The 14477-nt window shown below is 36.8% G+C and carries 14 protein-coding genes; 5 read left to right on the top strand and 9 right to left on the bottom strand.

Going from position 1 to position 14477, the window contains the following annotated elements:
• Positions 1-1323: an InlB B-repeat-containing protein gene (locus C231_RS0103710; protein WP_018659312.1), complete on the bottom strand. Its 1323-nt coding sequence runs from the start codon at positions 1321-1323 to the stop codon at positions 1-3.
• Between the two features lie 401 nt (positions 1324-1724).
• Here C231_RS0103710 and C231_RS0103705 point away from each other — a divergent pair, with 401 nt between their 5' ends.
• On the top strand, positions 1725-2687 hold the full coding sequence (locus C231_RS0103705; protein WP_018659311.1) for an alpha/beta hydrolase: 963 nt from the start codon (positions 1725-1727) through the stop codon (positions 2685-2687).
• A gap of 85 nt (positions 2688-2772) precedes the next feature.
• Here the strand turns inward: C231_RS0103705 and C231_RS0103700 are convergent, their stop codons facing one another.
• From C231_RS0103700 to dltA, 5 genes are all read right to left on the bottom strand, one after another.
• The gene (locus C231_RS0103700) at positions 2773-5694 is read right to left on the bottom strand and encodes an InlB B-repeat-containing protein (protein ID WP_018659310.1); all 2922 of its coding nucleotides are present in this window, start codon (positions 5692-5694) and stop codon (positions 2773-2775) included.
• A gap of 491 nt (positions 5695-6185) precedes the next feature.
• A complete protein-coding gene (dltD, locus tag C231_RS0103695) occupies positions 6186-7358 on the bottom strand; it encodes a D-alanyl-lipoteichoic acid biosynthesis protein DltD (RefSeq protein WP_018659309.1) in 1173 nt (390 codons plus the stop codon).
• 6 nt (positions 7359-7364) lie between these two features.
• Positions 7365-7598 carry a D-alanine--poly(phosphoribitol) ligase subunit 2 gene (gene dltC / locus C231_RS0103690; RefSeq protein ID WP_018659308.1) on the bottom strand — a complete coding sequence of 78 codons (234 nt, stop codon included), beginning with the start codon at positions 7596-7598 and terminating at the stop codon, positions 7365-7367.
• Positions 7599-7613: 15 nt separating this feature from the next.
• The gene (dltB, locus tag C231_RS0103685; protein WP_018659307.1) at positions 7614-8816 is read right to left on the bottom strand and encodes a D-alanyl-lipoteichoic acid biosynthesis protein DltB; all 1203 of its coding nucleotides are present in this window, start codon (positions 8814-8816) and stop codon (positions 7614-7616) included.
• The gene (gene dltA / locus C231_RS0103680) at positions 8813-10348 is read right to left on the bottom strand and encodes a D-alanine--poly(phosphoribitol) ligase subunit DltA (protein WP_018659306.1); all 1536 of its coding nucleotides are present in this window, start codon (positions 10346-10348) and stop codon (positions 8813-8815) included. The genes dltB and dltA overlap by 4 nt, the downstream gene beginning before the upstream one ends.
• 1003 nt (positions 10349-11351) lie before the next feature.
• Between dltA and C231_RS08570 the strand changes: the two genes are divergently transcribed.
• Positions 11352-11498: a hypothetical protein gene (locus C231_RS08570; protein WP_018659303.1), complete on the top strand. Its 147-nt coding sequence runs from the start codon at positions 11352-11354 to the stop codon at positions 11496-11498.
• 611 nt (positions 11499-12109) lie between these two features.
• On the opposite strand, the gene C231_RS0103660 is transcribed toward C231_RS08570, so the two are convergent.
• Together C231_RS0103660 and C231_RS08565 are read right to left on the bottom strand one after the other, a co-directional pair.
• Entirely contained in the window at positions 12110-12445 is a 336-nt protein-coding gene (locus C231_RS0103660) for a phage tail spike protein (protein WP_018659302.1), read from the bottom strand.
• A 77-nt stretch (positions 12446-12522) separates the two neighbouring features.
• The gene (locus C231_RS08565; RefSeq protein WP_018659301.1) at positions 12523-12672 is read right to left on the bottom strand and encodes a hypothetical protein; all 150 of its coding nucleotides are present in this window, start codon (positions 12670-12672) and stop codon (positions 12523-12525) included.
• 245 nt (positions 12673-12917) lie between these two features.
• Here C231_RS08565 and C231_RS07765 point away from each other — a divergent pair, with 245 nt between their 5' ends.
• The 3 genes from C231_RS07765 (at position 12918) to C231_RS08405 (ending at position 13734) form a co-directional block, all read left to right on the top strand.
• Entirely contained in the window at positions 12918-13274 is a 357-nt protein-coding gene (locus C231_RS07765; RefSeq protein WP_018659300.1) for a S24 family peptidase, read from the top strand.
• A gap of 19 nt (positions 13275-13293) precedes the next feature.
• Complete coding sequence (locus C231_RS0103645; protein ID WP_018659299.1) at positions 13294-13503, top strand: DUF4177 domain-containing protein; 210 nt, start codon at positions 13294-13296, stop codon at positions 13501-13503.
• Between the two features lie 72 nt (positions 13504-13575).
• Complete coding sequence (locus C231_RS08405; protein WP_018659298.1) at positions 13576-13734, top strand: DNA cytosine methyltransferase; 159 nt, start codon at positions 13576-13578, stop codon at positions 13732-13734.
• A 158-nt stretch (positions 13735-13892) separates the two neighbouring features.
• Here C231_RS08405 and C231_RS0103635 read toward each other — a convergent pair whose 3' ends face one another.
• Complete coding sequence (locus C231_RS0103635) at positions 13893-14087, bottom strand: helix-turn-helix domain-containing protein (protein WP_018659297.1); 195 nt, start codon at positions 14085-14087, stop codon at positions 13893-13895.
• Between the last annotated feature and the right edge of the window lie 390 nt (positions 14088-14477).

The raw sequence follows: 14477 nt of genomic DNA, 5'->3' as shown, positions 1-14477 counted from the left end.
TTATTTTTCTTTTTTGGTATACATCATAGCACTACCAGCGGCGATTGCAATGATAGAGAACATGAATACCATTGCATTCGATTGAATTATTGCGCCTGCTTTAGGCAAATGAGTTGTCGATTTTTCTTTTGATTGTGCTTTTGATTTTTCATCTGTTTTTTTGTTTTCTTTTCCAGGAACGACTACATTTGTGCTATCTTTTTGTGTCCATTTGGCATAAAGTGTTAAGTTGCCTGTAACTGGGGCACTAAAGTCATATGCATTCACACATTCAGCTTCTGTATACCAACCACCAAAGGTGTAACCTTCTGCCTCTGGTGCAGATGGAAGGGCTACTTGACCATTTTCTACAATAGTTTGTGCTTCAGGTGCTACACCATGACCATTTGCATCAAAAGTAATGGTATAGTTCACAGCAGGTGCAGGGTTTTGCGCCCATTTGGCATAAAGTGTTAAGTTGCCTGTAACTAGAGCGTTAAAGTCATATGCATTCACACATTCAGCTTCTGTATACCAGCCAGCAAAAGTATAGCCATCTTTGGTTGGAGCAACTGGTTCTTGTGCTTTTTGTGCATGTGCAACTTCCTGATTTGGAACAGGACTTCCACCATCTGTTTCAAATGTTAGGGTATGTTTTGGAGTAGGTACCCATTTAGCATAAATTGTTGTATTTCGAGTGATTGCACTATTAAAGTCAAATGCTACTGATTTAAAGGCATCAGCATACCAGCCAGCAAAGGTATGACCTTCTTTTGTCGGGTCATCTGCTGGTTTCATTGCTTTTTCTCCCTCTTTTACAGTTTGCTCATCAACGGTTGAGCCGCCATCTACAGCAAAACGTACTGTATATTTAGGTTTTTCAGGCACTCTGACACTTTTTTTCTGTAAAAAGCGGAAGCCTTGGTTCGCATTGCCATCCCAATAAATCATAGGTTCGCCATTAAATGTTATATTGGCATATTCTTGATCTGCATTAAGACCGTTGCTCACAAGTTTATAGCCGTCTTTTGCTTTATATGTAATAAAAAATAAATAATGTTTTCCTTCTTGGAAAGTTTCAGTATCCGTCATCTGTGCACCCAAATTGTCTTTTGATAACCATGAGTGATCAGCTTTACGTACACTATTTACAGTCGCAGTATAGCCTTCACTAATTGGTGTCAATTCAATGTCGGATATTTTGTTTCCTTCTTTAAAACCTGCCATGGTGGCGCCAAAATCTGCCACATTATTCTCCGCAAAAACGGTCGTTGGTATCATTGGCAGACATAGAATAATAGCCATGAGCAGTGTTAATAATCGACCTCTTAATTTTGTTTTCATCATAAACCTCCTTAAACATATTGCACTTGAACATTCAACTCTAAAAAATCAAGTCCATCCCAAATGCAGCGTTCTCATAGAATGCATCATCTCAGAGGATAGCTCCTCAAGATATGACATTCTTTTGAGATAAAGTAATACCATATATTTTTTATAAAATTCAACCCTTCCTTAAAAAAATATACACACTTCTCAAAAATATTTATTTATGTCAAGGAATAAACCCTTTATGATTGAAGTGACAGGTAATATTTTCAATAATCATATTTATTTTTTTCATTTATTCAATTAAAATAATTCTATATTTATTTAGAATGCCATATTGATAAAAATAGCGAATCTAAATTTTTATTAAGCATTTATCTTAAAAACTATCATATTGTTAATTAGAAGGAGTTATTATGAAAAAGAAACTTATTAAAATAGTAGTCAGCGCTTTGCTTCTATGTGCGCTACTTACTTTTTTTGTTGGAAATTATTTTGTAAATTATGCACTCTTAAGAGATGCAAAAGGTGGAACAAGAGAAGTAGAAGATGAATGGGTTGTAACGGATCACAATCAACAAGTCGTCCAACAAAACAAACAAAAGCAAAAAGAAGCAAGTGAAAAATTCTTAGAAGAAACAAAAGCAGAATCAGTCGAGATCAGCTCAGATGATCATCTTAAACTTAAAGGACATCTGGCAAAAAATGATGGCGATACGCTCATTCTCATTGCGCATGGCTACCAAACAAGCGAAAAAGAATCATTACCACTCGCAAAAGCATTCTACGATATGGGCTATAGCACGCTAACAATTGATATGAGAGCACATGGCAATAGTGAAGGCAAGTTCATCGGCATGGGTTATTTTGAAAAATATGACATATTAAATTGGATTAATTTTATCAATGAGCATTTGCCAAACCAAAAAATATTCCTCCATGGAACGTCCATGGGTGGCGGAAGTGTGCTACTTGCGGGAACACTTGACTTGCCATCAAATGTAAAAGGAATCATCGATGACTGCGGCTATAGCAGTGCCTATGAAATGTTTCAGCTAGAACTTAAAAAGCGATTCAATCTTCCAAGTTTTCCAGTCTTAGATATGGCTAATATCATGGCCCAAATAAGAGCAAATTATAATCTTAAAGACACTGATGTTCTAAAAAACATTGATAAAATTAAGTCTCCTGTTCTTATCATTCACGGCGACAAAGATAATTATGTGCCCGTTGAAATGGCTCAACGCCTCTATGACAAACTCCCCGGTGAAAAAGATTTGCTCATCGTTGAAGAAGCAGACCATGCGGACAGCAAATATCTGGATCCAGAAACTTATTATGAAAAAATTCAAGAATTTATAATAAAATATTCTAAATAATACACAAAGAACCCTTTGCTTTACAAAGCAAAGGGTTCTTTCATATGTGATAGATGCACTTCTTTTTTATCGTTATATCAAAAAATTATTTGTTCACTTTTTTGCGGTGCATCATACCTACTGTTAAGATACCCATTGACAGCATCATTAATCCAGCATAAAGCGCGTAAGTGAGGTTATGGCCTGTCTTCGGTAATTTTTTCAAAGACTTACCTTCTACAGTTTCATCTTGTTTTGATGATTTATTTGATTTATTCGGTTTATTTGATTTGTGATGTTCTGTTGTCGAGTCTTTTTTCTTATCCTTGACAGTTACTGTCGCTTTTTTCGTTACTGTTGCACCATCATTATCTGTTAAAGTAAAGCCAATCTCATACTTGCCTGGGGTCATATTATCAAAATCATCTGCATCAATGACGACTTTATCGTTCAGGTTGGTGCCATCTTCTTTATCTTCGGCTTTTTTAATTAAGGTCTTCAAGTCAAGTGCGTCGCCTACAGTAATCGTTGCATCCTCAACTTCGAGCGTTGGCGGATTATTCGTCCACTGCGCCGTAAATGTAACATTTTCTACTACTGTATATGATTCTTCTGGATTATATTTCGATTCATTCGGGCCTTTCCAATAATCAAAAGTATACCCTTGTCTTGTTGGAGCATCCACGATAATAATCTTTTGACCTATTGCAGAGTCGATCATTATGCTACGTGAACCATCAACGAATTGACCACCATTTGCATCAAAAGTAATGACCTTAGTTGGGTTTTTATAGTTTATATCATGGTTATTAAGCAAGCTTTTAACTTTCAATGTGCCATGTTCTACATCCGAAGCATCGCTGAATTTCAAATGCGTAAAATCTTTATAGTTGGCAGGTGGTGTTTCTTTACCTGCTTTAGCTTCGTTGCCTAAAAATAACGTTGTATTATCTGTTGTGATATTTTTATAAGCTTTAGGATCTGTTATTGGATCTTCATACTCAAAAGGAATCGTATAGATCGCCCCGCCCTGACCCATTTCAGCAATATTGCCATGAAATTCTGTGTGATCCGAGATGTGGACATCTATATCTGCTTTGGTGGCGACAATCTCTCCTTGTGCATTACGTGTGACACCATTTATAGAAATTGCTCCTCCAGAGCCGAATGCTTTATTCTCCTTAAAGACACTCTTAACAATGGTGGTTGCTCTATCCATAACATTTATTGCACCACCAGAACCTGATAGGTGTGGATTTTGATGATCTCCTTCTTTAAAGATCGCATTGTTCTTCCAGAAATTAGATTCAGCAATAGTTGTTGGAAAAGCGGTAAACACTGCTCCCCCTTGGAAGGCTTGATTTCCTGTGAAGTCTGATTCCTTCATTGATACTAAAGAGTCTGCCGTCGATATATTGCGTGATGCCGTTGTTGCAACGCCTCCACCATAAGATGCCTGATTATCAATGAATTGGCACTGTTCTAAATCAATCTTGCTATTCGCATTGACATATAGGCCACCACCGAATCCTCGGCAAATATTCTCCTTAAAGATTGCTTTCTTAAAAGTGGCTGGATTAGGAATGTTATCGGCAACAAATACTGCGCCACCCCCAATTCCTGCTTCATTTTTCAAATAGGCTGCATGCTCTACATTCATCGTACCTTTATTTAAATTCACTGCACCGCCTTGGTAAGTAGCAGAGTTGCCAGTAAAGATTACAGGTTTTTGTACTGTTCCAGCAATATTTAAGACAGCATTTCGATTGACATAGATCGCTCCACCACCTGTTGCTTGGTTGGATTCAAATATACCACCTGTAATATTAGCTGAAGCAGTATTATCAACAAATGCTGCACCAGCAAATTGGGCGCTATTAGTCTTATAGGTACCGCCATTGATCGCAGCACTTGCCCCTCTACCAGCAATTACAAAGGCACCACCATTTTTTGCTTTATTTGACTCAAAGGTACCGCCATTGATGGTTAACTGGCTATTATATGAGGCAATTGCACCTCCGCTAACTTCTGACGTATTATTCGTAAATTGGCCGCCATTAACGACAACCGTTCCCATAGATAAAATGACACCACCAAAGGACTTGTTCGTATTATTTCTAAATACTCCACCATTTATAATAAGCGTGCTTTCATCATCTACAGAAAGTGGTGCATTGCTATTAGCGGTAACAGTATTTGTATTATTTTCAAACACAACCCCGTCTTCAATCGTCAAACGAGAGGATTCCAGACGTAAGTTATTATTTCTTCCATCAATATTTTTGAAATTTCTGAATGTAGCGCCTGCATTGAATTTAACATTTGAATTATTAATCAACATCATATTCGTTGTATTATGTCCGTCCAATATAATGTTATCAAAACTCGCATCACTTCTACTTATTTGCATATTATTTAGGTTATTCCAATTTAAGGAAAAGGGACCGCCATTTCCAGAAGTAATGCGTACATTAATATCACCGAAGATATATTCGCCATCATGGTCCGCTACATCATAGTCCTTGTTAAGATAGATAGTAAAGAGATAATCTCGCGCATTAGTTGCTGTCCCTTGGCGCACAAAATTATCATAAGTATCAAAGTCGCCCACTTTTTCTTCTGGAGCATCAGGCGTGGCAATCAATTTCTTCGTAATGGTAAATGTTTTTTGAACCGCTTCATTTGTCTGTTCATTTTCTAATGCAACGGGATTAGACGCTTTAAGCGCTGCAGATGTCGCATCTTCTAAATGAAGCGATGCTATTTCATCATTTTTATTAGCTGGCGTTTCACCCACTGATGGGCGCACTTCATCTGCGTCATTATTAGCAGCAGGAGTGTCAGTGTCGGCTACTATATCATGCACCGAAGCATCAGCCTCTATGGATTCCGCCACAAGTTCATCGCGTTCTACTTGATTAGAATCATTTGTACTCTGCTCCGCAAATACATTAATTGGCAAAATAGATAAGAATAGCGCAACTGTCAGAAGACCTGCAAGCCAGCGTCCTTTCAATCTCTCCTTCATAATAAAACCCTCCTCTTAAAATTCCTCACTTCTTTGAAAGCTACTGCCCATCCATTCAAGCATTCTCTTGAAGTGAACACTGTCTTTAGATTGCATGTTATCCTAAGGCAGTGTCATTAGAAACATTATCTGTTCCTTAAATTTATTTTGTCCTATTATAAAAAATTATAGCATATTATAATCATTATCGCTATGTTACAATATGCCTATGCCATTGGTTTTTATAGGCTGCATGCATTTCAACCATTGCATCTTAATTCCTATCATTTTCTTCTTTGCACAAAAATAAGACTTGCTAGACTATATCCATTAAAATAGTCCAACAAGTCATTATAATTCTTTTTCTATCTAAGCTAAATAGCGCCTAAAACTGATTATAAACAAATTCTGGTGCACTCGATAGATCTGCTTTTAATAGATAGATGAGAATGAGTAGCCCCAAGAAATAAAAAATACCTGTCCACACTGTAATATTCAATGCAGTTGATGTTTTAATCTTGTTGATGATAGAAGTTATAAACAGCTTCATCGAAATACACCCATCCTTTCCACCCAATATGCACGGGATCTTCAAAGAAATATTTCTCATATTCCCTATCTGAGAAATCCGCAAGTGCCACCCCATAATCCTCACAGAGCGTTCTAATTTTCTCATAATAATCCAATCGACCCTGTTTTGAAAATTCCGTATAGTCATACCAGTAGCCATTGACAGGAATGCTGACAATAAGTGGTTCAATATCGAGTTCCTTACAAATATCAATGAATAACTCAAAATCATCATACTCTGGCGATTTTAGGTAGCTCACTTTTCTTTTAGAGCCCTTTAATGCTTTGAACTGATCTTTAATACGGTTATTATAGTAGCGATCCTTGATGCCGAATTCATTATTCGTGATTTCCTTCGCTCCTTGAACTTCTGCATCTTTTAGCAATCCATCAAAATCTAGCTCTTCCACCTTTACTGTGCCAGCATCGGCAGAAGCTTCTGCTGACAGTTGCTCGGCCAACATGTAATTGTTTTTAAAGTCCATAAAAGATCGAAAAAGATTCACTTGCCACATTTTCAAAAGATTTGGATTATGCTCTAGATATTTTTCTTTATATAAGTTCAGTCGGGCTAGTTGTTTTTCGTCTGCCGACAATAATGTTTCTAATCGTTCTGTTACACGCTGCTTCAAATCATCAGAAAGTGATGGATTCTCCATCATCTGCAAATATATTTTTTCGGAAAAGCGACTAGCATAAGCTTCTGATTTCGCGCCTGAACGCGAAAACCACTGCGGCGACAAAATCAAGACGACTTTATGCTTTGGCAATATATCTGCATATGCTCCTACTGTCATGGCATGGTGCAGACTTTGCATACAGCTTCTGCCACACAATACCATCTTAAAATCAGAGGCACTATTACCAAACAAATAAGAAGGATAGGCAACAGTATCTGGATGCTTCAATTCTGACGAACCGAGCACAACGGCCGTATTATCGTCTAAAAGCATACTCAATTCCGATTTTGAATTATTCCGCTCATCAGTATTCAATTTATAAGCCTTAGCTACATTATCCTCACGCGTTATAACATCTGTAGAATATGCATTGAGGCCGACAATCGTGATGCCCAACAATAATGTAGCCAACACAAGTGCGAGAAGTTTTCTCATAGTTGATTATTCCATTCTACTTTTTACTAAGTTTATAATTTTTCTTGGTGTATCCATGTCATCTCGACCAACATCTGATGGGGAGATGATCACACCGAATTCATCTTCAATTAAAAATAACAACTCAGCGTATGCCAGTGAATCTAACAAGGCGCTGTCAATCAGTTCCATATCTAAATCATCTTTTACTTGTTCTTCATCACATAATTCTGCCAAAATACTTAATAATTTATCTTCCATGATTGCATCCTTCCTTTATTGTCCTAAATATTTTGTAAATGCTGCAACCACTGCACTGAACTGGCCTGAGAATATAAGAAAACCAAGCATTACAGCATTCAATGTCACAAACCACGAACAAATTTTGTAAATCGCATGATCTTTGTATATTTTATAAAACTTCGATTTCTTCTGATAAAATTCAGTAATACCCAAAAGTACGCCATGATAGACCCCATATAAAATATAATGTGCTTCCAGCCCATGCCAAATTCCCATCAAAGTCATATTCAATAGCAAACCGACTAATGCAGCTGTTAAGCGATTATTGAACCTTCTCTTGCGTGCAGAATCAATAATAAAGCGCGTAAAAACAAAATCTCTAAACCAATGGGAGAGTGTGATATGCCATCTATTCCAAAAATCTTTCATATCGATACTGATAAATGGTTTATTGAAATTATCTGGCATTTTTATTCCAAGAATGTAGCTCGTTCCAATCGCCATCAAACTATATCCCGCAAAATCAAAAAACATATAAAATCCATAAAAATAAGCATACCCTATCACATGAAGGGGATCGAACTTATTAAGCATGTAAGTATTCATAATATACAAAAAGGTACCTGACAAGGGAAGTTTATACACCAAACCAAGCACAATCTTGACAATTCCTTGCTCTAAAAGCTCATTATATTCAGCTTTCGTATAGATTTTCTCATCATCTTGAAAGAAACGTCGACTCCGATCAATCGGACCAGAACTGAGTGATGGGAAAAATAGAAGAAATGTTAAAAATTGATAACCATTCACGTCTTTAATTACTCCATCATAGATTTCCATAATGGTCTGAACGACACGGAAAAAAATGTATGACAATCCTAAGAATCCATATATGGTAGTATCAGGTCCTAACAAACTCTGACCCATGAAAAGCTCAATCTTGCTAATAATCAATGGAATTAAAACAATTAAAACCGCATGACCATAAATATACTTATTTCGACCATAGCGCGCTCTTAAAAAACCATACAACTTTACGACATATAACGCTAAAATCGCATAGCTCAAGAGAAATAATAGTTCTTGCGGCGACTTATGATAAATAAGAAAGATAAATGCCCCCGTTAAGAACATACGATAAAAGCGTAACGATTTTTCCCGCAACCCTAATAGGATCGCTGGAATCAGCGCAATGATGAGAACTACAAAGAAATCAAATCCTGAGAAGAAACTCATACAATCATACCTTTTATGGCCTTTCTATCCATTTTCCCATTAAGAGTCAATGGCAAATAATCGACACTGACATATTTTTTAGGAATCATGTAGCTTGGAAGTAAGTCTGCCAAGTCCTGTCTAATTCTATCTCTTAAGTCCGATTCAGCAATCGGTTCAGCAAGCACTAATACTGCTGTCAGACTGACCACCTTGCCATTTCGTTCCATTGGGCAGACACACACTTGTGCAATGTATGGCAACTGGATGAGGTTGCGTTCGATATCTTCAAGTTCAAGTCTATAGCCATAAAGCTTCAGCTGCAAATCAATGCGCCCACTACAATACAAATTACCCTCACTAATATAGCCAGCATCTCCCGTTCGATAAAATCTAACGTCCTTGCCATCAACATGCTTAGTGCCGAATACGGCGTGCGTTTTTTCTTCATTCTTCCAGTAGCCAGTGCTGACCGTATCGCCAATTACTACAATTTCGCCTTTTTCATTCTCTGGAAGCACATTTCCATTTTCATCTTGTATTTCAATGATTGTCCCTGGTTTTGGAACTCCGACAGGTAATGACTCATTCCGATCACAAATGGTTTCATCAATTGTCACATTCGTAATCGCAACTGTAGATTCTGTCGGTCCATATGTATTAACAATTGCGACATCTGGCAATACTCTCAACAAGCGGCGTGCCATCTTATTCGATAGAACCTCTCCACAAAAGAGCATCATTTTCAAATGGTTCAATGTCTCTTTATTAAATGAGCGATCCGTCAAGCACACTTCCGCAAAGGACGGAGTCGACACCCAGACATCAATATCAGAAGCTGCAAGAGCCGTCATCACAGTTTTCATATCACTTTGCGTTTCTTTATCAAGTGCCACAACAGTCCCACCCGTAAATAGCGCAAGATACGTATCCATCACTGACAGATCAAAAGAGTAAGGTGCCTGGTTGAGAAAACGCAAACCCTTGTCCGCCACATCTGCTGGAAGCAAGCTTTCCGCCCATTCAACAAAATTCTCAATACAATTGCGCGTAATTTTTACACCTTTTGGCACACCTGTACTACCAGACGTGAAGATAATATAAGCTGTCTCGTCACCAGCAAGCAACTGTGCATCAGAAATTTCATAGTTATGATTCACAATCTCTTGCATAGAAGACAATGTCACGATGCGCTCATTATATAGCGCCAACTCTTCTGTACATAGAATAATCTCTGGATCCACCTGATCGATGATATCTTGAACACGTTTTTCTGGTACTGAGACATCGACTGGACAATAGGCATGCCCCGCACGCATACATGCCAAAAAACAGACGAGCATATAGGGATGCTTATTCCCTAAGACAATGATTGGATTATGGTACATAGTATGCTCTTTTATATATTCTGCTAATTTACCTGAATATTCCCATAACTGTCCCCATGTCAAGAAATTATCTGCATTATGATTGATCAGATCATTCGCTTGTTCATATATTATGCGCTCTGGATGCTTCAATGCATTCTCTTTCATCACATTAATAATATTCATATTTTCGCTCCTGTTTCTTATTTGTCGCACGACCTAAGGCAACATGATCAAGCAACGCTATCCCACTTGTGCAACTTTTATCTCACGACACCGCAAAAGACTACCCTTCTATTAAATATACCCTAAAATAAGGCATGAAATTTCGCTTTTTTAAAACCCATCTAAACTCGGTTACGTCCTTATAATATATAGTAAAATATCGATCATTTCAACTATAATAGGATACTGAAATGATCACATCCATAGACAAACTCTCACTACATTCATTCTGCTCGCTATCTCATAATGTTACACCCACTCCAAGATTTAATTCATCATTTTCTACTTCTAATAATCCCAACTTGTTGCAACAAACTCAACTTTTTTAAGATACTTTTTAACAGTATCATCTAGCAGTCCTATCTAAGTGGTATATATTTTTAAACCTCATGTATCTCTAAACTATGAATCACATGGCCGTTTCTTTTCCATAAAAAAGCACACTAACAATTGTTAGTGTGCTTCATCTATGAGTTGCTCTATCTTATCAGGCTGATAAGCTTTTTTCTCAATCAATCAAAATAACCATCTTCTTTGGCACTATCTATATTCTTTTTAATGTAGGAACTACATTTGTTTATTGACGAGATAAAGATGGCAATAAAAGCTACCCCCTTACGCGAAAATCACGAAAGGGGGTGCCGTTATCTTGGATATCCAACAAAAAAAGCGACCGCTTGAAATTATTAAGCTAATTGTTTTTATAATGGGCATCATTATAGAAATAGCTAAACTTTTCAAGCTTTAACCCCAAAAACGGTTTGGGCGTCATTGACGCCCTTATCCTTTATTTAATACTACCATAAGAAAGGAAATAACGCAATGAAAAACAAAACAATTCACATAGACGAAATAGAAAAGCTCCTTTTTTCTTCTGGACTGTCATCATATAGAATAGCTAAAAAGCCCACCCCCGCTTACGCGGGAACTACTTAGAAAGTTAAGAAAGGAGGAAAAAGGCTTGATGGATATAATAAAAATCCTAGCACAAGAAAAGGCCACAACCGTTATCTTGGTACTAGGATTGATAAATGAGTCAAGACACTTTTTAAAAATAATTCTCGATTACAAAACCAAAAAAATGAAAATTGACTCAATTAAAGAAAGTTAAACAAGGGGGCAACCCCCTTTCTTAATTACAGTATATCATCATGCCATAAAAAATGCCATGATTGAATTTAATATTATTTTGCTTATTTCTTGGATAATTTTATTTACTGCGAGAAAAAGTTATGAAAAAAAATAATAAAAATGAAAAGGAGTGAGGATCACTCCCGCTTACGCGGGAACTACGCAAAAAGGGGTGGCGATTATGACTGAGCAACAAAAAAGTCGCAAATTAGTTTTAGAAGTCTTTAAACTCATTCGCGACATAGCATAATCGTTTGGGTATAGGGATCACTGCCCGTCCCCTTACCTTTAATTAAAATATAACATAAATAGAAGGTGGTGGCAATGGAAAAGAAAACAAGAATCACCCCCTCTTATGCGGGAACTATATAAACCATTGTTATTCCTCCTTATTTTTTCTATAATAAGGCTAGGGACCGTTACTCCCTAGCCTAAGCGATTACTTATCTTCTTGGTGAGTGTCGCTTTTTTTGCTTTCTATTTTTTTATAAGGGATCACTCCCGCTTACGCAGGAACTATGAGTTGCAAACTGCAATTACTACTGTGTCCACAGGATCACCCCCGCTTACGCGGGAACTACGTTGGATCACTTAGGATGCGCCGCTCTCTTTTAGCTTGAGATTCGAACAATCGATCTCTCCTAACTTGATTTCCATTATTCTATTCGTCAGTACATCGTAAGTTACTTCAAAAACTCTTGTATAATAGTCAATCCCTAGGTCAGGACGCACTACACGTACTTTATCGCCAACTTCAGCATTCGAGTGGGCTGTAGTTGTTTTCATCATCACTTGCGGATGGCTCGTTTGCTCTAACGCTAAATAGGTTTGTCTTAGTAAATTTTCTTTGCCCTCTTCTTCGCTAAACTCAACAAATCCAATCTTCGGCTCCATTTTTTTAATTCTATATGATGTATATATCTCCAAATTTTTCACCTCGTTTACTGCATTAAACTTATTTTCAAAATATAAAAGCTATCTTTTGAGATAGCAATTATACGCTTTTAAATCAATTTAAAGATTAAATAAATGACAGTTCCAACAAATAAAACGCTTGGAATAATTCCCACTTCAATGTTAATATCAATTCTCTTTTGTTCGTTTTGGATGGGTTCTTTCCATACCCAAGTGCCGAACCACTTCTTTTTACTCATACTAAACAACCTCTTTCTATTTTTTATTGAAAGGAGTACTTTAAAATGGTAAACTTTTAACTAGAAAGTAATCTCCCTTCTACAGGGGCTTTCGACATGAGTCTAGACGTGTTTCTAGATGGAGTTCATGATTCTGTGAAGTTGCCACAACTGAACTACCATCTATACTTCAAAAAATAAACGAAGTTTCTGAAAGTCTTTCTGAACCCCGCCAAGAAAAAGTTTACCACTTCGCCGAACATCAATTGGAGCAACAACAGCTTGAAGAACATTATGCGGACTACGTGGTGGGGCAGACGGATGCAGACGAACCCCTTGTCGGACAACAACCCGTTCCTTTTATCGGCTTGGAAACTATCCGCCTCATGGTCAACGGCGACTCCATGGAACCCGATTTTTTTGATGGCGATATTATCGAATACAAACTACAACTTGTACTTGAAAATGGCGAACTTGGCGTTTTTGCAGTAAACGGTGGTATTACCATGAAAAAATTTAAAACAAATGGTGATGTCCGCTTACAGTCGTTGAATGATAAATACGAAGATATTATCATTAAAGAAGAGGACGATTTTAGTATTTTAGGGAAGGTGGTCATTTAATTTTGAAAGGAGTATAACTTTGAAACAATACATAGTATTACAAGTTGTTTTAAAAGAAAAATTTTTCGGTGTCGGTTCAAAAAACTTAACACAACTTGAAAATGTAATTAATCAGCAAGCTGAAAAGGGATATCGACTACACACTATATCTACTACCAATGGAGGTTCAAAAGGTTTCGGGGGTGGAGACAGAATTCAAGCAACTATGGTGTTTGAGCGAATTGATTAGTGCCCGAGTTAGAGAAAATAGTTATAAAGTAATAAAAAGCCTAGACTTTTATGTATGGACGGGATACATTCTTTGCGATTTACTGATTTATTTGCTGGTATAGGCGGTACTCATCAAGCCTTTAAAGACGAAAACACAGTATGTGTTTTTAGTTCGGGATGGGATAAATTTGCTCAAAAAACATATAAAGCAAATTATGACGAAATCCCACATGGAGATTTATTGCGTTAAATTGATGGATGTTAGCATGTATCAAAGCCCACAGTCACGTATTTTTAGAAATTAGGTGTGGATGCATCATAAATTTATTTCGGAAAAACTCCGGAAAAAAACTACATAAAATTTTGACCATTTTTATAAAGAAAAGCCATTAAATGTGATGGCTTTTTTTAATCATTTTCTTCCATCAATCGATCGGCGTATTCTGTAAGTTTAGATGCATTCCCCAAACTTATATTTTCTATACTAGTCTTCCCGTTTGCTAGTGTAGAAAGTGTGGGTTGTGGGACTCCTGTTTCTTTAGCAATACGATATTGAGTTGCATTTTTAAGTAGCCATTTGATTTTTTCGCTATCTGCGTACATATTTAATCACCTCATTATTCAAGTCAGATAAAAAGGAATTATCTAACTAATTGGATAACGTCTAAAATTATAGATAAAGTCAGTAAAATGATAATCAAATAATCATATTTTTTTATCCATTGCATATACTCCTTTTTTGTTTTAAAATAAAGTGGAAGGGAAGGTCAACCTTCCACTCGGGTTTTATTTTTTAAAAGCTGTTAAGATTAGGTGAAGTAGTGCCAGAACTACCTTTAAAATCTTAATAGCTTTTTCATTTTGTTCTTCTTTAATTCTTTGTCTTTTTTTCCATTCATTTGGTAATAAAATATTCCTCACAATATAAAAGGAATTACATAAACCATTGAGACTCCCTGCCCCTTCGAAACCGCTTATCTTTTAGGTGGGTAT

Origin of the sequence: Allofustis seminis DSM 15817 (assembly GCF_000374325.1) — a bacterium.
GTDB classification, from domain to species: Bacteria; Bacillota; Bacilli; order Lactobacillales; family Carnobacteriaceae_A; genus Allofustis; species Allofustis seminis.
Note: the sequence above shows the minus strand (reverse complement) of the source record. Positions and strands in the feature narration are given on the sequence as shown.